The sequence below is a fragment of the Paenibacillus sp. URB8-2 genome (genome assembly GCF_013393385.1).
In the GTDB taxonomy this organism is placed as follows: Bacteria; Bacillota; Bacilli; order Paenibacillales; family Paenibacillaceae; genus Paenibacillus_AQ.
This window is the reverse complement of record NZ_AP023239.1, coordinates 2,380,407-2,402,789: the sequence shown is the minus strand read 5'-3', so window position 1 is coordinate 2,402,789 and position 22,383 is coordinate 2,380,407. Positions and strand designations below refer to the sequence as shown.

21 protein-coding genes and 1 other RNA gene are annotated in these 22,383 nt (G+C 51.8%); 9 read left to right on the top strand and 13 right to left on the bottom strand.

The features are described from left to right. Positions 1 to 5: 5 nt before the first annotated feature. The gene (locus PUR_RS10935) at positions 6 to 1,301 is read right to left on the bottom strand and encodes a DNA polymerase IV (protein WP_179035267.1); all 1,296 of its coding nucleotides are present in this window, start codon (positions 1,299 to 1,301) and stop codon (positions 6 to 8) included. Between the two features lie 385 nt (positions 1,302 to 1,686). Here PUR_RS10935 and cimA point away from each other — a divergent pair, with 385 nt between their 5' ends. Further along, on the top strand, positions 1,687 to 3,306 hold the full coding sequence (gene cimA / locus PUR_RS10930) for a citramalate synthase (RefSeq protein WP_179035266.1): 1,620 nt from the start codon (positions 1,687 to 1,689) through the stop codon (positions 3,304 to 3,306). Between the two features lie 116 nt (positions 3,307 to 3,422). On the opposite strand, the gene PUR_RS10925 is transcribed toward cimA, so the two are convergent. Continuing rightward, the gene (locus PUR_RS10925; protein WP_179035265.1) at positions 3,423 to 4,031 is read right to left on the bottom strand and encodes a TlpA family protein disulfide reductase; all 609 of its coding nucleotides are present in this window, start codon (positions 4,029 to 4,031) and stop codon (positions 3,423 to 3,425) included. A gap of 216 nt (positions 4,032 to 4,247) precedes the next feature. Between PUR_RS10925 and PUR_RS10920 the strand changes: the two genes are divergently transcribed. Then, complete coding sequence (locus PUR_RS10920; RefSeq protein ID WP_179035264.1) at positions 4,248 to 4,724, top strand: M67 family metallopeptidase; 477 nt, start codon at positions 4,248 to 4,250, stop codon at positions 4,722 to 4,724. On the opposite strand, the gene PUR_RS10915 is transcribed toward PUR_RS10920, so the two are convergent. The 3 genes from PUR_RS10915 to PUR_RS10905 are packed head-to-tail and all read right to left on the bottom strand — an operon-like array spanning position 4,706 to position 7,955. Beyond that, on the bottom strand, positions 4,706 to 5,455 hold the full coding sequence (locus tag PUR_RS10915) for an exonuclease domain-containing protein (RefSeq protein WP_179035263.1): 750 nt from the start codon (positions 5,453 to 5,455) through the stop codon (positions 4,706 to 4,708). The two genes, PUR_RS10920 and PUR_RS10915, sit on opposite strands and share 19 nt — an antisense overlap. After that, positions 5,452 to 6,522 carry a DUF294 nucleotidyltransferase-like domain-containing protein gene (locus PUR_RS10910; protein WP_179037862.1) on the bottom strand — a complete coding sequence of 357 codons (1,071 nt, stop codon included), beginning with the start codon at positions 6,520 to 6,522 and terminating at the stop codon, positions 5,452 to 5,454. Before PUR_RS10910 ends, PUR_RS10915 begins: the two co-directional genes overlap by 4 nt. 47 nt (positions 6,523 to 6,569) lie before the next feature. Beyond that, positions 6,570 to 7,955, bottom strand: a complete 1,386-nt coding sequence (locus tag PUR_RS10905; protein WP_179035262.1) for an ammonium transporter — start codon at positions 7,953 to 7,955, stop codon at positions 6,570 to 6,572. Between the two features lie 287 nt (positions 7,956 to 8,242). On the opposite strand from PUR_RS10905, the gene PUR_RS10900 reads away from it, so the two are divergent. Together PUR_RS10900 and PUR_RS10895 are read left to right on the top strand one after the other, a co-directional pair. Further along, positions 8,243 to 8,674 carry a MerR family transcriptional regulator gene (locus PUR_RS10900; RefSeq protein WP_179035261.1) on the top strand — a complete coding sequence of 144 codons (432 nt, stop codon included), beginning with the start codon at positions 8,243 to 8,245 and terminating at the stop codon, positions 8,672 to 8,674. A gap of 24 nt (positions 8,675 to 8,698) precedes the next feature. Continuing rightward, a complete protein-coding gene (locus tag PUR_RS10895) occupies positions 8,699 to 9,373 on the top strand; it encodes a zinc metallopeptidase (RefSeq protein WP_179035260.1) in 675 nt (224 codons plus the stop codon). A gap of 57 nt (positions 9,374 to 9,430) precedes the next feature. Here PUR_RS10895 and PUR_RS10890 read toward each other — a convergent pair whose 3' ends face one another. Further along, the gene (locus PUR_RS10890; protein WP_179035259.1) at positions 9,431 to 10,345 is read right to left on the bottom strand and encodes a glutamate biosynthesis transcriptional regulator GltC; all 915 of its coding nucleotides are present in this window, start codon (positions 10,343 to 10,345) and stop codon (positions 9,431 to 9,433) included. A 48-nt stretch (positions 10,346 to 10,393) separates the two neighbouring features. Beyond that, positions 10,394 to 11,023 carry a rhomboid family intramembrane serine protease gene (locus PUR_RS10885; RefSeq protein ID WP_179035258.1) on the bottom strand — a complete coding sequence of 210 codons (630 nt, stop codon included), beginning with the start codon at positions 11,021 to 11,023 and terminating at the stop codon, positions 10,394 to 10,396. Between the two features lie 126 nt (positions 11,024 to 11,149). On the opposite strand from PUR_RS10885, the gene tpx reads away from it, so the two are divergent. Continuing rightward, positions 11,150 to 11,668, top strand: a complete 519-nt coding sequence (gene tpx / locus PUR_RS10880) for a thiol peroxidase (RefSeq protein ID WP_179035257.1) — start codon at positions 11,150 to 11,152, stop codon at positions 11,666 to 11,668. Positions 11,669 to 11,847: 179 nt separating this feature from the next. Here the strand turns inward: tpx and PUR_RS10875 are convergent, their stop codons facing one another. The 4 genes from PUR_RS10875 to PUR_RS10860 form a co-directional block, all read right to left on the bottom strand. Further along, the gene (locus PUR_RS10875) at positions 11,848 to 12,237 is read right to left on the bottom strand and encodes a DUF1499 domain-containing protein (RefSeq protein ID WP_124696001.1); all 390 of its coding nucleotides are present in this window, start codon (positions 12,235 to 12,237) and stop codon (positions 11,848 to 11,850) included. Between the two features lie 157 nt (positions 12,238 to 12,394). Next, a non-coding RNA gene (gene ssrS / locus PUR_RS10870) (6S RNA) lies at positions 12,395 to 12,586 on the bottom strand. A 113-nt stretch (positions 12,587 to 12,699) separates the two neighbouring features. Next, complete coding sequence (locus tag PUR_RS10865; protein WP_179035256.1) at positions 12,700 to 13,533, bottom strand: YesL family protein; 834 nt, start codon at positions 13,531 to 13,533, stop codon at positions 12,700 to 12,702. Positions 13,534 to 13,729: 196 nt separating this feature from the next. Then, complete coding sequence (locus PUR_RS10860) at positions 13,730 to 15,358, bottom strand: degradosome RNA helicase CshA (RefSeq protein WP_269474717.1); 1,629 nt, start codon at positions 15,356 to 15,358, stop codon at positions 13,730 to 13,732. A 333-nt stretch (positions 15,359 to 15,691) separates the two neighbouring features. Between PUR_RS10860 and PUR_RS10855 the strand changes: the two genes are divergently transcribed. From PUR_RS10855 to PUR_RS10840, 4 genes are all read left to right on the top strand, one after another. Then, positions 15,692 to 16,513, top strand: a complete 822-nt coding sequence (locus tag PUR_RS10855; RefSeq protein WP_179035254.1) for a YitT family protein — start codon at positions 15,692 to 15,694, stop codon at positions 16,511 to 16,513. Between the two features lie 176 nt (positions 16,514 to 16,689). Beyond that, a complete protein-coding gene (locus PUR_RS10850; protein ID WP_179035253.1) occupies positions 16,690 to 16,878 on the top strand; it encodes a hypothetical protein in 189 nt (62 codons plus the stop codon). Positions 16,879 to 17,085: 207 nt separating this feature from the next. Further along, positions 17,086 to 18,345, top strand: coding sequence for a putative glycoside hydrolase (locus PUR_RS10845; RefSeq protein ID WP_232101810.1), 1,260 nt, complete (start codon positions 17,086 to 17,088; stop codon positions 18,343 to 18,345). A 161-nt stretch (positions 18,346 to 18,506) separates the two neighbouring features. Continuing rightward, positions 18,507 to 19,880, top strand: a complete 1,374-nt coding sequence (locus PUR_RS10840) for an MATE family efflux transporter (RefSeq protein WP_179035252.1) — start codon at positions 18,507 to 18,509, stop codon at positions 19,878 to 19,880. Between the two features lie 271 nt (positions 19,881 to 20,151). Here PUR_RS10840 and pfkA read toward each other — a convergent pair whose 3' ends face one another. Together pfkA and PUR_RS10830 are read right to left on the bottom strand one after the other, a co-directional pair. Further along, a complete protein-coding gene (gene pfkA / locus PUR_RS10835) occupies positions 20,152 to 21,123 on the bottom strand; it encodes a 6-phosphofructokinase (RefSeq protein WP_124696007.1) in 972 nt (323 codons plus the stop codon). A gap of 24 nt (positions 21,124 to 21,147) precedes the next feature. Further along, positions 21,148 to 22,230 (bottom strand): tetraprenyl-beta-curcumene synthase family protein, encoded by a 1,083-nt coding sequence (locus PUR_RS10830; protein WP_179035251.1) that lies wholly within the window; start codon positions 22,228 to 22,230, stop codon positions 21,148 to 21,150. Between the last annotated feature and the right edge of the window lie 153 nt (positions 22,231 to 22,383).

The window sequence follows — 22,383 nt, the reverse complement described above, 5'->3', positions numbered from 1 at the left end:
TTCCGTCACTCTTCATTCTGAGACGGCCGCCGCAGCTGATCCTTTTGCAGCGAGGTTCCGCGCGCCTGATGGTTCCGCAGCAGAGCGGTATGCGAGTCGCCCAGCATCCCGGCCGTCAGCACAGCATTCTCGCCGAATTTGTTGCGCAGCATATCCATCACCTTGTTCAGCGATTCCTTTTTCGGCTGTCGCTCGTAATCGAACAGATCAAGCTGAATGGCGGACTCCTCCTTCGGAGTCAAGCCGTGCAGCGTCACTCCGAGCAGCCGGATTGGCTTCTCCTCGTTCCAATGCTTTTGGAACAGCCCGCAGGCCGCTTTATATATTTCCTCTGCCGTCTCGGTCGGAACTTCCAGCTGCCTCGAGCGGGTGATGGTCTTCATATCCGGTGTTCGCACGGTAAGCTGAACGCCGCTTGCAACAAGCTTCTGCCGCCGCAGCCTTCTTGCCACCTGGTCGCTTAAGGCGAGCAGAACCGGCCGCGCTTCGGCAAGCCCTTCGATGTCGCCGGGAAGCGTCGTCGTGTGTCCAATCGACTTGCTCTGCTCACGCTCCGGATTTACGAGAGAGTCGTCGATGCCGTTCGAAGCGCGTTTGAGCCAGGAACCCATAACGCCAAAGACGTCCGTCAGCATCCCTTCATCCGCTGCAGCCAGCTGTCCGATGCTGTAGATACCCAGCTTCGTCAGCTTCTCCGCCGTCTTGCCGCCGATCCCGAACATCTCGCCGCACGGCTTGTTCCACAGCAGTTTCGGCACATCCCTCAGCCTTAGAATCGAAATGCCGCTCGGCTTCTTGAGATCCGAGGCCATCTTGGCCAGCAGCTTGTTGGGCGCGATTCCGATTGAACATGGCAGTCCAAGTTCCTCCATAATTCTGCGCTGGATCGTCTCGGCGATCTCCGGCGGTGTGCCGAACTGGCGCGATCCGGTTATATCGAGGTAGCACTCGTCGATGGATACCGCCTCCAGCATCGGCGTATAGTTGTAGGCGATTTGCATGAATGCGGCGGAATAGCGTCGGTAGAGATGAAAATCGGGTTTAATGACAATCAGCTCGGGGCATATCCTCAAGGCTTTCTGCACCTGCATGCCTGTCGATATGCCCCGCCGTCTTGCCGGATACGAGCAGGTGACGATAATTCCTTTGCGAAGCTCCATGCTTCCGGCTACGGCGGTCGGTCTGCCTCTATAAGCTTCCGGATTCTCCGCCTCATGGACGGAGCAGTAGAACGCATTCATATCCACATGCAAAATGACCCGGCCGATTGCGGGATAATACCGGTCCACATTTTCGCTCATGCTCGTCCCTCTTCCTTCATCTAATACTGCTGATGCGCCTATTCCCCACCTGATTTTTAGCATAACGCTCCCCGCTCAGCAGGTCAATCCGGAGAGCCAATGGACGAGACGCTTTAGCTGACCGCGCCCTTAAGCGTACCCCGCCGGAATTTCCCGCTCTTTTTTCGCTGGAAATGTATTATAATTGTGTAGGTTCTCTGTTACATTCCCGCGCAAAAATGCTATAATATAAAAATTCATTCCCGCTAAGTTCACGCTTTCGAAGCCAGTTTTGCGAAGCGGGCTCAAGTAGACTATGCTATCAAAACTAAGTTCACGCTTCCGATGCCAGTTTTGCGAAGCGGCTCAAGTAGACTATGCTATCAAAACTTTTAGGAGGACGCACATGCCAAAGTCCATCTCCATCTTCGATACAACGCTGCGCGACGGCACCCAAGGCGAAGGTATCAGTCTGTCGGCGGACGACAAGCTGAAAATCGCCAAGAAACTCGACGATCTGGGTGTGCACTATATTGAAGGTGGCATTCCTGGAAGCAATATGAAGGATATTGAATTTTTCAAAAGAGTAAAAGATCTTCATTTGCACGCCAAAATTACCGCATTCGGCAGTACGCGCCGCAAAAACTCCCAAGCGGATCAAGACGATAATCTTCAGCGTATACTGGCTGCAGGCGTACCCGCGGCCACGCTTGTCGGCAAATCATGGGATTTCCACGTGCATACTGCGCTGCAAACTACCCTTGAGGAAAATCTCGCCATGATCGGCGATTCCATCGCTTATTTAAAAAGCAAAGGGCTTGAAGTCATTTTCGACGCCGAGCACTTCTTCGACGGATACAAGAATAATCCCGATTACGCCGCCGCGGTTATGTCGCGGGCTCGCGAAGCCGGGGCGGATTGGCTCGTTATGTGCGATACGAACGGTGGAACGCTACCGCATGAGATCCGGGACATCGTCTCCTCTTTGGGCCTTAGGCTCCCCGGAGCGCCGCTGGGTATCCATACCCACAACGACTGCGAGCTTGCCGTAGCCAACGCGCTCAGCGCAATTGAGGCTGGTGCCCGCCAGGTGCAGGGAACGATCAACGGGTATGGCGAACGCTGCGGGAACGCCAACCTCTGTTCCATCATCCCGACGCTGCAGCTCAAGATGGGTTACAATTGCATCCCAGGCGATTCTCTGCCGCAGCTAACGAATACGGCCCGTTACGTGAGTGAGGTCGCTAACGTCAACATGCCGGTGAACCAGCCTTATGTGGGAAGCGCGGCGTTTGCGCATAAAGGCGGTATTCACGTCTCGGCCATCCTGCGCGATTCCCGCACGTATGAGCATATTTCTCCCGAACTGGTTGGCAACAAGCAGCGCGTGCTTGTCTCCGAACTGGCCGGTCAGAGCAATGTGCTGTCCAAGGCTCAGGAGATGGGCCTGAATCTCGACCCAAGCAGCGAGCAGGCGCGGAAAGTAATCGACAAGATCAAGGATCTGGAGCATCAAGGCTACCAGTTCGAAGGCGCCGACGCTTCGCTGGAACTGCTGCTTCGTGAAGCGACGGGCGAAATGAACGAGCTGTTCACCTTCGAGTCATTCAAAATGCTTGTTGAGAAATCCGCTGGAAAACCTGTTGTCTCGGAAGCATTCGTCAAGCTGAAAGTAGGAAACGAAACGCTGTATACCGCCGGAGAAGGCAACGGTCCTGTCAACGCTCTCGACAATGCGCTTCGCAAGGCGCTTCTGGCCCACTTCCCGCAGCTCAAGGAAATGCATCTGTCCGATTACAAGGTGCGGGTTCTCGACGAAAAGGATCAGACCGCCGCGAAGGTTCGGGTTCTTATCGAATCTAAAAATTACACGGACACCTGGAGCACAGTCGGCGTATCCGCCAACATCATCGAGGCAAGCTGGGAAGCGCTGGTCGACAGTATGCGCTACGCCCTGCTGGGTCAAATGTCACCGGAGACAACCGATCTGCTGGATCTTGGCCAGTGCGGGCTAGTCAATCATTGAGTACAACCGGTTCGTCCTGTCAACTTCAAAATATTAAGCTGAATCCGGCAAAAGAGCCGTTCCCCTATGCTTTCCGGCGCGGGAACGGCTCTTTTTCTTTGCTAATCTTATAAGTCTTACTGCTGCACCAGCTTCTTCAGCTTCTCATCCATCTGCTCCGCCGTCAGTCCTCCGAGAATGATCTCGGCAACCACGCCGTTTCGGTCAATCAGCACATTGGTAGGGAATACGGTTCCATTATATTTGGCGTAAGCCTCGCCCTTGAGGTCGAACATTACAGGAAAGGCCAGATTGTATTTCTTGACAAAACGCTGGGCATTGGCTTTATAATCGTAGCTGGTGACGTTAATGCCGTAAATATCGAGCGTACCTTTGTATTTTTCAGCTATTTTGTTCAACTCGGGCGCTTCTTTCTGACAGGGATCGCACCAGGAAGCCCAGAAGTTTAGCAGGACAGCCTTATTCCTTGCTCCCCCGACGGCATAAGTGGTGCCATCCTCACCCTGAATGGTAAAGGAAGGCGCAAGAAGACCGACCTTGGGCCCGCTCTCGGTCGGCAAAGCCGTAGCGATTGCCGGAAGAGTCACCTGGGTTGCCGGCAGCGCCTCTTTCTGCTGAAAGGCGGTTTCATTCTTCTTCCCGAGGTGCAGCGACATCATCGTTACGGATGCCACAATTAGCGCTATAACGGCAATCATCAGGTTTCTACGGTTTGCTATCTTCATCGCGGCTTATCCTTTGCAAGTGGAGTGGTTAACTCCTATTGTACCCCCGACCCGGCAAGTTTCAAACCGCCAAGGTGGAATTAAACAAGTCGAGAGCTACGTGTATTTTTAAACAAACCATGCGATGAATAAGATTACTTTACTTGAATCCGGAATCCGGACAAAAAAAGAGGATTTCGTCCAGGACGAAACCCAATGAAGAGAGAGGGGTGAACAATGACAACAATCCAGGGAAAAGTCCCGCCCATATGGCTGAAACCTTCCGTATACCAAGCGCTGGGGAAGCATTTGGCATCCGCTCTTCCGCATGAAGCGTGCGGCTTCCTGCTGGGTGCTGCCGCAGCGGGCGGCATGCTCATCGACACCTATGTGCCCATGCGCAACGTAGCGCCTGACCCGCTGCATACTTTCGTTCCCCATCCGGCCGACTGGATTTCGGCGCTATATTTGACGCCGCCTCCAGTTGGCCTGTTCCACTCCCATCCGCGGACGCTCCCCCAGCCTTCTCCGGCCGATTTCGACGGACTGAGCGGACTGGACGACCATTTTGCGGTATATTTGATTGGAGCTCCCGGTTCAGAACCCGAGCATCCCTTTCATTTGAACGGGTACAATATCCAACGCACCAGAATCGGAGACGGAGCGCTATCCTTCTCCCTGATTCAGTCCCGGATTCAGCTTCTGCTCAAGTAGGCATATAACTCTCCCAATGTCTCTACCTTCTTGTGCTGGGCGATTTCACGCAGATAAGCCACCCAGAGCCTTGCCGTCATCTTGGCGTCTTCAAGCGCGTTATGCCTTCCGTGAATCGGTATGCCATGAACCGCCAGCAGCTCGTCTAGCGTGTAGTTGCTTCGGGTTGGCTCTAGCCAGCGCGCTAGCATCATCGTATCCAGCACACGGTGGGTAAGCTGGACCTTTGACGTTTTCCAGAGCGCCGCATTTAGGAAAGCTTTGTCGTGAGCGCTCGCGTGAGCGATCAGCACTCTTTTGCCCACAAAAGACATGAAATTATGAAGTCCGTCCATCAGCGAAGGCGCCGTTTTGCACATTTCTTCGGTTATTCCTGTCAGCTCGGTAATGTTTGCAGGAATGGAGGTACTGCAATTCACTAGTGTGTGAAAGCATTCTTCCTCCTTGATTTCCTCTCCGACAACTTTTATGGCTCCAAAAGACAGAATTTCATCCCCATGCTGGCTTGAAAACCCCGTCGTCTCCAAATCGAACACAACCGTTTCAAGCTCGGACAAGGGTGTATGCAGCACCTCCGGACGGCGTTTCTCCCGCATCAGAGAGCGGATAAAAGCCATTTGCTGCGCGGTCTGCTGCGCGGTTTCTCCGCCACGAATCGAAGCGATCGCAGACGGCATTCCGCCGTGTCTTAGGTTGTTCCAGAACCCGCCGCCTTTGTTCGGCTCCTTCATAGCTGTCTCCTTTCCGCTGACCGGAGCTGGCGCTGCAGGACGCGATGTATGCGTCTCACAAGCAGTAGGCTATCTCGCAGCTCTGACATCAGCCGCCTGTTCCTCAGTTCATTTTCAGATGCAAAATCGCTGCTTGACAAAAGACCGTCTTGAACCGAATAGGGAGTGTTGACCCTCATCTTTAGCGCTGTCAGGAACGCGCTCCGCACACCTTCCGGCAAATGATTGAATTCCTTACTCAGCGCCTCTAGTCTTTCCAATGTCGAGGTCTCGCGAATTCCACGCTGTAAAGAAAAGTATCTTACACCGTTAACCAATGGAATATACAGCCCGTATTTAACGTCAAATCCGCCCGCATGATCCCCGAATCGTTCGGTAAGCACCTGCCCTAGCAGATTAAGCGTGGCTTTGTGACGGACAGTATTGCGAAGAACAGCCGTCCAAAGCTTGGGATTATCGACGAATCCTTCATGATAAAAATCCAGCCACTGCTCGGAGAGACTGCGGTCTCCCGCGATATGACGCATATCGGAACAGATAATAAGATATCGAATAGGTTCCCATTCAAACTGGGTTCTCCAGCCCGTCAGCTGTTCCTTCCACTCAATCAGAGTCTTCCGCCACATCGGCTCGGAAACCATGACCTTGCCTTCGCATTTCTCATATCCGGTATCAGCCAGCAGTAAGGAAAGCCTGATCCCGAATTCTTCAAAATACTTCTCCTTCGCTTCCTCCGGTTCCCCTTCAATAATCAGCCCGTTATCCTGATCGCTCCACAACGTCGTTTCTTTTCTTCCCGCGCTGCCGAAAACAATAAAGGAATAAGCGCAGGGAGGCGGGCCATGGCCCGCCTCAATCATCTGCGCCTCGGATAAAGCAACTGCCGCTTCTGCAATAGCATCGTGCATCGCATTGACGCGCAGCATCCATTCCTCTATCGGGATAACATTCAACTGTTTGAGGAGATTGCTTTGACAGGCGACACGCCTTGTCTTAAGCTCCTGCGGCGAACCGGAAGTTACGATGGACTTATAAATTGCTTTATAGTCCCAATCGTCAGACTCCATCGGTGTCACTCGGTCCGCCTCCCAAATGTTCGTAATTCGTAATATGATTAGCGTTTCGAGGTCTCGGATTCCGAAATCAGCTTCATTTGCTCAGGATATCCGTAAGTACCATGTTCGCTGATATCCAGACCCATCAATTCTTCTTCTTCCGTAACGCGAATGCCGCTTACCAGCTTCATGATATACAGGAAGACAAAGGACAGGATGGCAACGAAGGCAAAAGTTCCGATTACGCCCAGAACCTGAACGCCCAACTGGTGTACGCCGCCGCCATAGAACAGACCGGCTTTACCGATACCTACGGTTTCAACAAGCTCAGGAGTCGCGAACAAGCCAGTGGATACCGCACCCCACATACCGGCGATGCCGTGTACGGAGAACGCGTAGATCGGATCGTCAAGACCCGCGCGTTCCAGCCATTGCGAAGTCATGAATGTAAAGGCGCCGGCAACGACACCGATAACAAAGGCTGCCCAAGGTTCAACAAAGGCGCAGGCGCCGGTAATGGCTACGAGAGCGGCCAAAACGCCATTCAGCATTGCAGGAATGTCGGACTTGCCGAAGTACAGCCAGGAAGCTACCAGAGCCGCAAGACCACCGGCTGCCGCTGCAATATTGGTGGTCAAGGCTACATATCCGAAGAATCCGCCCATCGGGCTCAGTGCGCTGCCGGGGTTGAATCCGAACCAGCCGAACCACAGAATGATAACGCCGAGAACCGTGAATACTTGGTTATGCCCCGGAATAATAACCGGCTTGCCTTCTTTGTTGAACTTGCCAAGACGAGGTTTCAGCAAGATCGTTGCTACTACCGCAGCCGTTGCACCCGTCAGATGGACTACTGTCGAACCTGCATAATCCTGCATGCCCATCGTTGCCAACCAGCCGCCGCCCCATACCCAGTGAGCAACAACCGGATAAATAAAGATGGAGAAAAGGATACCGAAGATAATGTATACGCTCAGCTTCGCGCGTTCAGCCATACCACCGGAGACGATGGCAAGCGAAACAGCCGCAAACGCCATTTGGAACAGGAATTTCACATTCAAGGTTACGTCGGAGAATGCCAGCGATTCAAAGGAAGAAGCCATCGAATCACCGCCGTATCCAAAGCCCGACGTGCCGAAGAAACTGTTGCCGTTGCCGAAGCCAAGGCCAAAGCCGAGAGCCCAGAAGCAAATGCTTGCAATCGCAAGCGTCAGAACGGTCTTACCGGCAACGTGGCCCGCGTTCTTCATTCGAACGGAACCCGCTTCAAGCATGGCAAAGCCAGCTTGCATAAAGAATACCAGGATAAAAGCCAAATAAGTAAATGCTGTGTCCAGACCGATTTGCAGGTCCGGAGCCGTAGGACCGTCAGCGGCAAAAGCGCTAACCGGGTAAATCGTTAATGTTAGCATCGCTAACACAAAACATAACCACTTTCTCTTCATTACTCCCCACTCCCCTATGTAATATATTCTAACAAAGCATGAAACTCTTAATGTCATTATAAGCAAAACGAATCAAAGTTGACAAGAGTATTTTTCACGAAAAGAGAAATAAATTTTCAGTAAATATTTAGCAGCATCAATGAAAAGTTTAACACATATACTTTATGAAAGTATGACGTTTGACTGTACGGTTTGCGGTTGATATCATTATCATACATCAAGAAAGCAGGCCTTTTTCCTGCCATGGCCTAAATAATATACGACTGCGAGGTGAACGGCATGGGGATATGAACCTGTATCGGATCGGCGAACTGGCTAAGGCGGCTCGTATCAGCGAGCGTACCATCGATTATTATACCAAGCTCGGACTAATCCATCCGGAAACAAGGAGTATGAAAAATTACCGGCTGTACAGCCATGAAACCTTGGGTATCCTGGAACGTATTAATCAATTGAAACAAGAAAAATATACATTGGAAGAAATTAAGTCCATAATAGCCAAGTGGAACGCGGCGACAGCCGACGTCGATGTATCCGGCAAGCTGGCGGAGCTTGAGGCCCATATGCAGCAGCTTCAGCGCGAGGTCAAGGCGCTTGAACCGGCGCTGAGCCAGTTGAAGCCGGGACAGGCCAAACGGGCGCTGGCCCATTTGATCCCGCAAGGGGCCGCCTGCATCGAAGCGATCCGCATTCTGCTGGCGCAAGGGCCTCCAATGTAAATCAACTGATCAAAAAGTGGAGGAATGAACATGATGTACCTATTAATAATAGTAGCCTTTCTTTTCTCGTTATGGGCGCAGTTCAGGGTAAAAGGAACGTTCAACAAATGGTCACAGGTTGCGAACCTGAGCGGAATGACCGGTTACGATGCCGCGAGACGTATGCTTGATTCGAACGGTCTCGGGGATGTTCCGATCGAACCCGTCCGGGGCGCCCTCACCGACCACTATGACCCGATTCACAGGGTTGTCCGCTTGTCTGAGCCAGTATATTACGAACGTTCCATCTCGGCGGTCTCCGTAGCCTGTCACGAGGTGGGCCACGCTATCCAGCATAAGGTTCACTATCCGATGCTGGTGCTGCGCCACCGGATGTTCCCAGTTGTAAATTTCGCTTCTGGCGTCGCTCCGTTCATGCTGCTGGCCGGCTTCCTGTTCAGTTCTTTGAACTTGATCGGGCTAGGCATCATCTTCTTCTCGGCGGCCGTCGCATTCCAGCTTGTGACGCTGCCGGTGGAATTCAATGCGAGTAACCGCGCCCGCCAAGTTATGGTCGAGGAAGGCTTTATCCGGAATGAAGAGGAACGCGGAGTCGCCAAAGTGCTTAATGCCGCAGCGCTGACCTACGTTGCCGCCGCTCTAGTTTCCGTGCTCGAACTGCTCCGCTTGATTATGGTTTACAACAGCAACCGAGACTGACCCTCAAACCGCTAATAACCTTTGTGAAACATAGCAAATAGCAAACCCCGGTAGGCTCTAGGAGCCGACCGGGGTATTATTTTGCCGTACTCTGAAATAAGTCAGCAGAAAAGCTCTGAACGAGCGGGCGACGAGCGGCAGCTTGCCGTCGGAACGGTGAATGAGCCCGATTGTGCGGGTAACCGTGGGCTCCACCACTTTCACCTGAGCCGGCTGAAGCGAGCTTGTCTGGAACAGCGCCATTTCCGGCAGCAGGCTTACCCCCATTCCCGCGGCGACCAGACCGCGTATCGTATCCGTCTCTCCGCCCTCGAACGCAAGCTGCGGTGTAAAGCCCGCTTTCAGACAGGCCTGCCATACGATAGGGCGCAGCGAGTAGCCCGGACTGAACAGTACGAACTGTTCTTCCTTGAGCTGCTCTAGCCTTATAACCTTCTCCTCGGCAAGCGGATGATTCTGAGGAAGGATGGCGAACAGCTCTTCGGTCATCACCACATCTCCGGTCAATTGATCGTCGCTGTCCGGGCAGGGCGATATGAAAGCCAGATCCACCTCACCCGAGAGCACATCCTTGATTAAGGAGGGATAGGTCCCCTGCTTGAACCGGAACTTAACATGCGGGTAATGCTGCCTGAACTCCGCAACGATGGCCGGAATCAGATGCGTTCCCATGCTGTGAGGAAAGCCGATCCGGATTTCTCCCCGTTCCGGGTCCAGAAATTCATGGATTTCGGCCACGGAACGGTCCAGATCCTTAAGAATCGATTCTACCCGCTTGCAAAACAGCTGGCCTACCGGAGTCAGCTGCAAATTCCTTCCTTTTTGCATGAACAAATCAACACCCAGCTCCTGCTCCAACAGACGAATCTGCCGGCTGACCGCGGACTGCGCCACATGCAGCTCCTCTGCCGCTCGGGTGACATGCTCTTTTTGGGCAACCTTCAAGAAGTACTGCAGTTGTCTAAGCTCCACGCCGCATTCGCCTCCGTCTTACGCTTCTTTCTATCGTGGTTGTCTTTGTCATCGCTGCCGCCTGCTGGGAAAGACACGAATACTGAGGCCGTAGAGAAAAAATCCGCCGATCAACCCGCCTATATGTGCGATCCAATCCACATTTTGCCTAGTGAAGGACATAATAACCCCCAACGCCAGCAGAACGTAAAGCGTCTTGCGCGAGCCTTCGTCCATCATGGACCTCTGCAGTAGGGCAATATACAGAAACGCGCCATACACGGCAAAGATCGCCCCTGAGGCACCGACCGAAACGGTCACCACATCCTGCGGACCGCCTCCCCATGCTCCCAAGGACAGAATATTGCCGACAACACCGCCCATTACATACAGCAGCGCGTAACGCCACCAGCCCATTAGCCGTTCCAGCGGCGGCGCAAACACCAGGAGCGCAAAGCTGTTGAACAACAGGTGGGTAAATCCGTTATGAAGAAAGATAGAGGCAACCAACCGCCACAGCTCCCATTTTTGCGGTCCGGAGTCCACTATCCCTCCGAATCGCAGCAGCGTATAGGGATTGGTCGAACCCCCATTCAACGTAAGCACCAGAAACATTACGATATTGGCGACAAGGATCAGGCTGGTAACGGGATAAAACTTAAGATAGCTCTTCCAGTTCTCATACCGAATGAATATCATGGCTCACCCTCCTTCTCCTTCTTACTTCTTCTATGTACGTCCCCGGTTGGACATGGTCTCATTAAAAAGATTATAATTTATTGGAACAGCAACAATCCAATTTTCCAATTTAAGGAGGAATAATCAGTGTCTCAAGAAAGAACTGGCGTAGCCACCTTTAAAGGAAGTCCGATCACTCTTGTAGGGCCGCAGCTCCAAGTAGGAGATTCGGCTCCCGATTTTGTCCTCAGCAAAAATCTGCTCGAGGAAGCCACACTAAAGGACTTCAGTGGAAAAATAAAGCTGATCAGCGTTGTTCCTTCCCTTGATACTGGCGTTTGCGACGCGCAGACCCGACGATTTAACAGCGAAGCTGCTGAACTGGGCGACGGTGTCGTCATTCTGACGGTCAGCGCCGATCTCCCGTTCGCACAGGCGCGCTGGTGCGGCGCCGCGGGCATCGACCGCGTCATTACCCTCTCAGATTACAAAACGAACGGCTTCGGCGAGGCCTACGGCGTATTGATCAAAGAATTCAAACTGGACATGCGATCCATTTTCGTTCTAGATAAAGACAACAAGATTACTTATGTGGAATATCTAAACGAAATGGCTGAACACCCGAATTACGAAGCTGCGATCGACGCGGTCAAGAGCTTGCTGTAATCTGCAGAAAATAGACATCCATGTTTAAAAAAGCGGAAGAAGGCTGATCAACCTTCTTCCGCTTTTTCACAGCAAAAACAAGACGATTTCCTCCACCGTCAGCCCGGGGGAAATTCGCTTCATCCATAATATAAGCGCATACAATGCACGCTTGCTTAAGGTAAATACCGGAAAAGGATTCAATCGAGTTTAAATTTGCCGATCTTCTTGTCCATCGACTCGTACAGTCGTTGAATGACGCGATAGTTGGCTCCCAAATCGCCGAGCGAGCCCCGGGATGCCGAATAAATATCGACCGCGCAGCGTGTCGGCGACGTATTCAGCACGGAAACGGTAATATCCAGCGTCCGGCCGAAAGGCGTTTTTTTCTCCAGGGTGATTTCACCTACGGATTGAACCTCATGCAATACTTTAAAGCCTGGAATTTTCTTCAGTGTGGATGACACTTCCTCCCATCCTTTTTCTTTGGTGAGGTTGTAATACCGCGTTTTCAGAGCAGGTTCTTTGGCACGGTCGCTCGTTCCTTCATGACTGCGGAACAAGCCTACCAAGTTTCTTTTTAAAGACAACATACTTCCTCCTCATATCCCAAGTTCACTATTTCAAGTGTATCACTGTTGCTCCCGGAACAAAAGTAAAATGCTTGTTTCTCCCACTGCATTTCGACAAAAAAAGAAAGCGCCCTTCTCCCGTTAGGGTAAATGGCGCCTTCGTAAATGATTAAAGGAAAAACCCGCCTATGCCGTCCGGCTACAGTGTCTTCTGAACCTGCAATAGCAGGTGGGTGACCGCAGTTGCGTTTTTGAAGTCCCCATGTCATATAGACAGGGCCTTTCAGCTGCGCTTCATATAGATCTCCCAAGACATTATCATTGGTTCAAAACAACGAGCAGCCGATAACGTACATCGCAGGATTTAGCCTTATTATATTGCGTTTTAACGAAAAAGTAAACCTTGTATGCGCTTTATTTTACATAGAGAATATTTTGCGTTAACCGAATGGAGTACTAGCCTCCGCCCAATGTCCTGAATTAAGGACGGGTACGCTCTTCATCCTGCGCCTCATTGGTTAAGTCGACTTTGTCCGATAGCCGGTCCGAATCTTCCGTTTCTTCGCCGTTTTCAGCCTCGAGAGCTTCCTCTTCCCGCTGTTTCTTTTGCTCTGCCTGAAGCTGCAGCTTGTTGTAGGTAGCATAAAAATTAAAGAAAGCGACCATTGCAATCAGCGAAGGAATACAAACAAAATAAAGCGCAGGATATTTCAATCCGATAAAGGCGAGCAAGACACCTGCCACCAAAGTTGTAAACACCCGGATCGGACGGGCGATGGTCAGCAGAATGGAATTGCTCATTACTTGCTTGAAGGTCATCTGATAGTGAACCACAACGGAGAAGAAGTTAAACATCGATACCATCAGCACAATCATCAGAACAAGCATCAAAATCCCGACGATTTTAAAATCGGGCATCCGCGTCATATAAATCGTCACATCGAAATACATCACGAAGAACAGCAGCGTATAGATCAAGCCGCCGAGCATGCTCTTAAGGTAGTTCTCTTTATACCCTTTAAAAAAAGTCTTGAACGTGCTGACATCCGTATTGCCCATCACCCACTTGCGGACAACCGTGAACAGCGCCGACGTTGCCGGAAAAACAGTAAACGGAGCCGATATGGCAAGCCCCCAGTTTAATGTGACCTGCTCGCTTACTCCCCCTTGGCCCGTCGCCATCAATAAGAACTTCATAACGATAAAAAATAAGAACGGAGACGAACATATCGTCCACAGCACATTGCTGAACGCAATGCGTGAAATCCACTCCGTAATGCGGTACAGCCCGCCCATTGCTCCTTTAAACTCCACTTTATTTCCTCCTGTCTCTTCGCTACTGCGTACCTTAACTATACCTTATTTTATCGGGCCATTTCCATAGCCCAAGTTCAGATGTAATCATCACTCGTACTATGTTCGTTTAATTCTTATAAATTAAAAAGAAGACGGTGCGCAACAATGCGCACCGTCTTCTTAGCCGCCAGGGCTTGTCAACCCCGGTCCGGACTTAAATGTCGAAAGAGTCCTCACGTTTTGCCGTGCGGCGCTCGCCGTCTCCCGGACGTTGGGACTTGCGTTCCCCCCCGCGGTAGCTTGAGCCTTCGCGGCTGGTGTTACCGTCACGGTTGCCTTTGTAGCCTCCGCCAGCGCCGCCAGCACCGCCGCTGCTGTAACCGCCGCGGCTGCCGCCATCGCGGTTGCCACGGTAGCCACCGCCACCGCCACCGCCGCCGCCGTAGCCGCCACGGTTACCGCCGTAACCGCCGCTAGGCTTGCGGCCGCTGCGGATGTCGTTCTTGCCGCCGCGGCGTTTGACGCGGATCGGCTCTTCCGGTGTCAGTTGGACTTCGGAATCCTTCTTCTCTCCGGTAAGCAGCTTGATTGCCGCAGTCAGCAGTTGAACGGAATCGTACTGCTCAAGCAACTGGATGGCGATGCCCTTGTACTCGTTCAGATCACCGTTCTCCATCGTGTCCATCAGGCGTTCGGCTGTAACGCGCTGCTTGCCTTCAATCGCTTCGGCCATCGTCGGCAGCGGTTTACGCGTAATGCGGTGACGGGTTACACGTTCAATCAGACGAAGGTGATCGATCTCACGCGGAGTCACGAACGACCAAGCCGAGCCTTCTTTGCCGGCCCGTCCGGTACGGCCGATCCGGTGAACATAGCTCTCCGGGTCCTGCGGAAGGTCAAAGTTGATGACATGCGTTACGCCCGACACGTCAAGACCGCGGGCCGCAACGTCGGTAGCGACCAGTACGTCGATGCTGCCGTCCCGGAATTTACGCATAACCGCGTCGCGCTGGTTCTGCGACAAGTCGCCGTGCAGGCCGTCTGCGGAATAACCGCGTTTTTGCAAAGCTTCCGACAGTTCGTCAACCCGGCGCTTCGTACGGCCGAACACAATCGCAAGCTCAGGCGATTCCATGTCGATCAGACGGCTGAGCGCTTCGAACTTCTGGCGCTCCGGAACCTCGATGTAAGCCTGGTCGATCAGCGGCGCGCTGACCTGCTTCGGAATGACGGATACATGCTCGGGGTTCTTCAGGAACTGCTGGGCAAGACGCTGGATGTTCGGAGGCATCGTGGCCGAGAAGAGCATCGTCTGCCGTTCTTCCGGAACCAGCTTCAGGATGGACTGAATATCCTCCATGAAGCCCATATCCAGCATTTCGTCCGCTTCATCAAGCACGACGGTCTGTACGTCGTCCAGACGGATCGTCTTGCGGTTGATGTGATCAAGCAGACGGCCGGGCGTACCGATAATGATCTGCGGTTTCTTTTTGAGACCGCGGATCTGACGGCCGATGTCTTGTCCGCCATAAATCGGCAGGGAACGAAGCCCCTTGAAGCGGGTGAGCTTGCCGATTTCTTCCGCCACCTGAATGGCAAGTTCACGGGTCGGTGTCATAATCAACGCCGCGATTTTTTCTTCGTCACGGGAAATTTTAGAGATAAGAGGAATTCCAAAGGCTGCCGTTTTCCCGGTACCGGTCTGAGCTTGTCCGATCAGGTCTCTTCCTGTCATCGCGATTGGGATCGACTGCGATTGAATCGGGGTCGCCTCTTCAAATCCCAACTCTGTGATGGCTTGCAACACTTTTGGTTCCAAGTCAAATTCTGCAAATGTTTTCAAATTATTCATGCTCCTTCTATACAGTGGACATTCCACATGCTTGTCTGTATTCTTAAGTAGCGGCAAACATTTATATGGTGTCCAATCATGCCGAAAACTCTGCATGGTTTCGCGTAAGGGGACGGCAGGCCGTCCTTTCATCAGGTGCTCCAATTGGCCCGAACAACAGTAGCTTCACATTCGAAACAATGCAAAAAGTTCATTGTAACGCTCTACTCAAGAATATCCTATACATTATATCACAAACTCGAAGAGGAATACCAGCGTATTCCTTTCATTCGTTTTTACATCGTTTGCATACTTTTTTACATTATACTTCGGTAGGTGATTTGCTTGCTTAGATACTGCTTAAACCTTCTTGCCGTCGTATTCGGCTCCGGGCTGATTGCCGCTGGCTTCAATTTGTTCCTGATTCCCCACCGTCTGTTGAGCGGGGGTGTTTCCGGCCTCTCCATGCTGGCAAGCTACTTTACACCGCTGGGCGTCAGTCCGCTGTATCTGCTGTTCAACATTCCGCTCCTGATCGCCGGATGGTTTCAGCTCGGCCGGCGCTTCATCGTTTTCAGCATCGCGTCGGTCGCCGCCGCGACATGGCTCATTGAAATGATTCCCGTCAAACCGCTCGTCTCGGACATGCTGCTCGCTTCCGTATTCGGCGGAGTGCTCGTCGGAATCGGCTGCGGGATTTCGTTCCGTGTCGGCGGTTCGTCCGGCGGTTTCGACATTCTGGGATCGATTATCAGCCGGCACAGAGATTTTCCGATCGGCAACGTACTCGTTTCCCTGAATGCGCTCGTCATCCTCGCCGCGGGTTATCTTGAGAACAACTGGAATATCGCGTTGGCCTCCATGGCCTCCATGTATGTAACCGGCCGGGTGGTCGATCTCATCCATGTTAGCCATATCAAAGTGACCGTATTTATAGTAACGAACCGGACGGACGAAATGCTTCAGCATCTGCTCGGTCTCCAAAGAGGCGTAACCAAAATCAAGACCGAAGGCGCGTATTCCCACACGGAAAAGGATATGCTTATGACTGTAACGACCCGATACGAGCTGGCCGAGCTCAAACGGATAATCAAAGAAAGCGATCCGCAGGCTTTTGTCAATATTTTGGAAACCGTTGGCATCCTGGGCTCTTTCCGCAAAAGATGATTGTTAAAGGATGCACTTACTTTAAAATTGTGATATATTAATGATGCGCAGAAGTCAATACAATGCTCATGAAGATTCTTCTTTGCCCTCTTTTCCAGGCACTTGTCGTTTTTCTGGGTGAAACCTGAATGCAAGTTCAGTAACATTCGAAAAAGGAAAGGGTGATTACTGTGGAAATGGAAACGGTAAAACTGTCAGCAATTGTCATGAAGTGGTATCCAGATATGATGCCGTTTCTCAAGCAGGACGAACTCGATTCCATGATCGTTCTGCGGGACGGGCTGAGCATTTTGGACTCTGCTGATGCGATGGACATCATTCAGTACAGCATTTGCGAGCATCAGGATTCTGCGTATCTTCAATAAGAATTACAAGGTTTTAGATTGCCGCTTGGACCGGCGTTTTACCGGTTCAGGCGGCATTTACTTTTTATTTTACCGTTATAATCACACTGTCTTTGTTTATAAACAAAAGGAAAAGATAAATGTTCTACTATTGTTACAAACCTGTTCTTTTTAACATTTATCGTTCTTATATAATTTAAGCTAACGTACATAAAAGGGGAGAAAACAATGAACATCACTTGGGCTATATTAATGATGGCCCTGGGAAGCGTAGGCGTTCAAAATGTTCAGGCAGATGCTGACGTAGCCTCTGTGCTTCAATCCGCCGCCAACACGGCCATCGTCTCGAATCAGAACGGTACTACAGAGGCTCCGGAGTCATCCTCCGGCACCGGAACAGCCGCCGGCACAGCTACTCCGGCTCCATCCGCTTTGCCCGGTGCAACCGCATCAGCCGATGGCGCGCCGCCAATGGCCGATCCTCAGCCGGACGCTCCCAAAGTCAAGGGAGTTTACGTCACAGCGTACAGCGCAGGCGGCTCGCGGATGGATACGCTCATGAATTTGATTGATCAAACGGAACTGAACGCAATGGTAATCGATATCAAGGACGACGCCGGTTATATTACCTACAAGACGGATAACGCCGAACTGCAGCAAATGGGCAAGCCGCAGCCGTTCATCCGGGATATAGGCAAGCTGATGGAGCGGCTCAAGAAACATGAAGTTTATCCCATCGCTCGCATCGTTGTCTTCAAGGATTCCGTCCTCGCGAAGAAACATCCGGAATTGTCCTTCGTAAAGAGCGACGGCTCCGTATGGCATAACAAAGGCGGTGACAGCTTCGTCAATCCTTACAATGAGAACGTATGGAAATACAATGTCGAAATTGCCAAAGAAGCCGTCAAGCTCGGTTTTAAGGAAGTCCAGTTCGACTACGTTCGCTTCCCCGAAGGTTTTGAAAAGCGCGCGGATTCGCTGAAATATACCAAAGTCGCCGGTAAAAGCCGGGTTCAAATCGTTTCGGACTTCGTCAAATATGCGAAGCAGGAGCTGAATCCGCTCGGCGTGCGCGTATCTGTCGATATCTTCGGTTATGCCGCATCGGTTCCGGCAGCCGAGGGAATCGGTCAGGACTTTGTAAAGATTTCCAAAAACGTAGATGTCATCAGTCCCATGGTTTACCCGAGCCATTATTCCACCGGCTGGTTTGACGTTAAAGATCCGGACAAAAATCCTTATGCAACTATAAAAGGCTCGATGGTTGACACCCATAAGAAGCTGAACCCGCTTGGAAGCTATAAACCGGTGATCCGTCCCTGGATTCAGGATTTCACCGCCAGTTGGCTCGGCGGCGGGCATTATATCAAATACGGCAAGCTGCAGGTGGAAGACCAGATCCGCGCTCTGAAAGAGCAGAACGTCGATGAATTCCTGTTATGGAACGCCAGCAACCGTTATACATCGGGCGTCGACTACGAGAAATAACGTATACTGAACTTATCCGGCTTCATTCAACTATACCGAATACAGCTAAGTGAGGACCCGGCTCCGAGGCCGGGTTCTTTGCTGGAAAAACGCGCTCGAAGCGCCGCATGCCCGTTCATGCTAACCATTTTGCAAACTATTAGATAAAGAGGCAAACTTTCATGAAACCAACGACATCATTAGGCCAGAAGTCAATCCAGTTCCTCCATATATTATTTCCCATTCTTGTCACTCAAATTGCCCTCTCGGCAATTGCGTTCTTCGATATGAACATGTCCGGCAAATTCGGCACCGCCGATCTGGCCGGGGTCGCTATCGGAACCAGCCTGTGGATTCCCGTCCAAACCGGACTGAACGGTATATTAATCGGCCTCACTCCGATCGTCTCGCAGCTGATAGGCAAAAAACGCGAAGGCGAAGTCGCCTACAAAGTCATGCAGGGCATCTGGCTGTCGCTTATCGTATCGGCTCTCGTGCTGGTGCTTGGAGCGCTGTCTTTGGGGCCAATCCTCAATTTTATGAGCCTTGAACCCGCAGTACGCACCATCGCCTTTCGCTTTCTGGCCGCCATCTCCTTCGGCATAATTCCGTTGTTCGGATATACGGTGCTTCGAAGCTGCATTGATGCGACCGGACAAACCCGGGTGTCCATGTTTATTACTCTGATTGCCCTGCCCGTCAATGTCGGACTGAACTACCTGCTGATCTTCGGAAACTTTGGATTCCCCCGCCTGGGCGGTGTCGGAGCCGGAGTGGCTTCGGCGATCACTTACTGGGTTATTTTTAGTGTTGCTCTTCTATTTATCTACCGGGCGGAGCCCTTCAAAAGCTTGCGGATTCTCCGTAAATTCCATTCGCTCTCTCCGGCAGTCATCAAGGAGCAGCTCGTAATCGGAGTCCCAATAGGCTTCTCCATTTTTTTTGAAACGGCCGTCTTCTCCACGGTTACTCTGCTGATGAGCCGATTCGATACGATGACGATTGCCGCCCATCAGGCCGCGATCAACTTCGCTTCCACACTGTACATGATTCCGCTCAGCATCTGCATGAGTCTAACCATTCTGGTCGGTTTCGAGGCGGGATCGGGCAGGTTGAAGGATGCACGCCAATACAGTGTTCTTGGGATAAGCTCAGCCGCCGCCATGTCGCTGGCGACTGCGATGGTGCTTCTCTTTGCCGGCAGGCATGTGGCCGGCTTATACTCCACCGATCCGGAAGTGATCGGGCTAATCCGGCATTTTCTGATTTTTGCGATTTTTTTCCAGATATCCGACGCCATCGCTACGCCTATCCAAGGCGTTCTGCGCGGTTACAAGGACGTAAATCCAGCCTTTATTATTTGCTTTATCGCTTACTGGATTATCGGCCTTCCCGTCGGCTATGTTTTGGCCGAATATACGGATCTGGGCGCGTACGGCTACTGGATCGGCTTGATTACCGGTCTTGCCATCGGCGCGGTTCTGCTGCTGTCGCGGCTGGTCAAGGTTCAGCGCCGCTTTACGGCCGAGTACACCGCATCTAAAGCGGAAGGTTGATTCCCTTATGCCGCTTCTATAAAGTGCATCTCAATGCTTTCGATGCCGCACAAAAAATACCGCCTCTTCCGCAGAACATCTGCGAAAGAGGCGGTATTTTGCATTCCGCTGCGGATGCACGCTTGGCGGCATTAAGCGTCAACACAGGGTAACAACGACTTTTGACCAGCAGTCTACCGCTTCCTTGATTACCCTGTCCGGCGATAGAAGCCGGCTTTATTGCCACAAAAAAAAGCCCTGCGCATTACACGCAGGGCCTGTCCGTATATTATTACTGGGAGAGACGCGAAGCAAGGTTGTACAGCTCAAGGTCGAAATCCTTCTTCGTATTGACAACCTTATCGATATCCGTAAGGGTAAGCTCGCCGTTGATGATGCCGCATGCTTTACCTGATTCGCCTTCGATCAGCTTGCGTACGGCGAAATCGCCGAGCCGGCTGGCCAGGTTACGGTCGGCGGGAGTCGGGCTGCCGCCGCGCTGAATATGGCCGAGCACCGTTACGCGCGCATCGATCGATGCGTGGCGGTCCTTGAGCGCCTGGGCGATGTCTTCACCCTTACCTACGCCCTCGGCCACAATAACGATACTGTGGCGTTTGCCTTTGGCAAAGTTCTCCCGCATACGGTCGGCAACCTCGTCAAGTTCGAATGGCATTTCCGGTATCAGAATCGTCTCCGCTCCGGAAGCCAGTCCCGCATGCAGGGCAATATCGCCGCAATGGCGTCCCATGACTTCGACCACGGAAGAACGTTCATGGGAAGACATCGTGTCGCGCAGCTTGTTGATGGCGTCAACGACTATGCTGACAGCCGTATCAAAGCCGATGGTATAGTCGGTGAAAGAGATATCGTTGTCGATCGTACCTGGCAGCCCCATCGTCTTGATGCCGAGCTTGCTCAGTTTGTTGGCACCGTTGTAGGAACCGTCGCCGCCGATTACGACAAGGCCGTCAATTCCGTATTCACGCAAAATTTCGGCACCCTTCTGTTGTCCCTCCGGCTGGATAAACTCCAGACATCGCGCGGATTGCAGGATCGTGCCTCCCCGCTGGATAATGTCGCCTACGCTGCGGATATCCATCGGGAAAATATCCCGGTTCAGAAGCCCTTGATAGCCGCGTTGAATACCGAATACCTCAACTCCGAAAAAAAGAGCGCTGCGCACTACTGCGCGGACAGCGGCGTTCATGCCTTGCGAATCTCCGCCACTTGTCAAAACTGCGATTTTCTTTACTTCTGCCATACGAATGGTTTCCTCCTTAGAATGCTAATACAAATGCTTGCGTATCCACCGGCTGTTGACAAAGAAAAACAGTCTGGTAAGAGGACTTCTCTTCATCAGCCTTCTAGAGACAGAGCGAACCTCCCGCTGTTCGCTGACTTTCGGATCGGATAAATACAATGCCAGCAGCCCCTCGATGACCATGCGGTGCAGGGGAGTCTCAGGTATGTTCCGAACATCTTTTCGTGCCCACTCCACGATTGAAGCAATCCGATTCAGCATGGTATCCGTATTGTCGTAGTAATTGCAGAAATTGAGATCGCCGCCGGCGCGGTCCTCATCCTGATCGATCAGATAATCCAGCATTATATGCAGACAGCATAAATGAGGGAAATACCCGGCTCGAATCAATGAAGCGTCCGGCTTGCTCAGCCTGGAGTCACAGGAAGCCAAAAACAACATAAAAACACCCAACGTCGATCCTGTCGCCGCCGCAAATTCATTCCAATATAATTGCGGCGCCCTGCTTCGCTTCTTCTCCCACCATTCCTTAAGCGCAGCTTCCCTTAAATCGGGACGAATATGCTTATAGACCTGAAGATCCGTATATAATCCGGCCAGTTCAGAAATCTCCGGGGCCGCGGACGCGTATCCGGGAAGCCTTGAGATCATTTCCTGGCAAGTGCGGACCAGCCGGTGCAAATATCCGCCATCATCTTGTTCGCTGCGGAGCGCGTAATAATTAACCGGTTCAGCTCCCGGTGTAATCGCATCCAGCATTGATTGGTGCAGCAGCCTGAAGTCTTCGGCGTTCATAGAAGTGCTGCGGTCGCACAGATTGTCCAAATAATCGCTTATCGTCTGATAGGCGACAATCAGCGGGATGAGGATATGCCTCATCGGCAAATTGCCCGCGGCGTAAATGCCTCCGCCTTCGCAATGAAACTGTTTCGTTTCGATACTTGCGAGCGCTTGCTTCCGAAGCTCGGGATCGGGAATCCCTTCCGCATCCTTGCGCCAGACATTAAGGCAGTTCCTTACCTCTGGCAGCACGTACTTGTAGACCCTGCTCATTAATCCAATCGGGCCGCGCGGACTCAGGGAACGGCCTTGCTCAAATTCACTCAATGACGGTGCCTCCACATTGTTGTCTCCTTATCCAAATCATAATTATTATAATATGATCCAAACGTTTGTACAAACAAGAAAATCACTCGGATACTTCCATGAATTTTCATGGATAAGGCAAATTAACTACATAATCTATCATTACTTTATGAT

Bases quoted from the DNA above. Each gene is read 5' to 3' on its own strand.
- PUR_RS10935 (WP_179035267.1), bottom strand. From the start codon at position 1,301: ATGAGCGAAAATGTGGACCGGTATTATCCCGCAATCGGCCGGGTCATT.
- cimA (WP_179035266.1), top strand. From the start codon at position 1,687: ATGCCAAAGTCCATCTCCATCTTCGATACAACGCTGCGCGACGGCACC.
- PUR_RS10925 (WP_179035265.1), bottom strand. From the start codon at position 4,031: ATGAAGATAGCAAACCGTAGAAACCTGATGATTGCCGTTATAGCGCTA.
- PUR_RS10920 (WP_179035264.1), top strand. From the start codon at position 4,248: ATGACAACAATCCAGGGAAAAGTCCCGCCCATATGGCTGAAACCTTCC.
- PUR_RS10915 (WP_179035263.1), bottom strand. From the start codon at position 5,455: ATGAAGGAGCCGAACAAAGGCGGCGGGTTCTGGAACAACCTAAGACAC.
- PUR_RS10910 (WP_179037862.1), bottom strand. From the start codon at position 6,522: ATGGAGTCTGACGATTGGGACTATAAAGCAATTTATAAGTCCATCGTA.
- PUR_RS10905 (WP_179035262.1), bottom strand. From the start codon at position 7,955: ATGAAGAGAAAGTGGTTATGTTTTGTGTTAGCGATGCTAACATTAACG.
- PUR_RS10900 (WP_179035261.1), top strand. From the start codon at position 8,243: ATGAACCTGTATCGGATCGGCGAACTGGCTAAGGCGGCTCGTATCAGC.
- PUR_RS10895 (WP_179035260.1), top strand. From the start codon at position 8,699: ATGAACATGATGTACCTATTAATAATAGTAGCCTTTCTTTTCTCGTTA.
- PUR_RS10885 (WP_179035258.1), bottom strand. From the start codon at position 11,023: ATGATATTCATTCGGTATGAGAACTGGAAGAGCTATCTTAAGTTTTAT.
- PUR_RS10850 (WP_179035253.1), top strand. From the start codon at position 16,690: ATGGAAACGGTAAAACTGTCAGCAATTGTCATGAAGTGGTATCCAGAT.
- PUR_RS10845 (WP_232101810.1), top strand. From the start codon at position 17,086: ATGAACATCACTTGGGCTATATTAATGATGGCCCTGGGAAGCGTAGGC.
- PUR_RS10840 (WP_179035252.1), top strand. From the start codon at position 18,507: ATGAAACCAACGACATCATTAGGCCAGAAGTCAATCCAGTTCCTCCAT.
- pfkA (WP_124696007.1), bottom strand. From the start codon at position 21,123: ATGGCAGAAGTAAAGAAAATCGCAGTTTTGACAAGTGGCGGAGATTCG.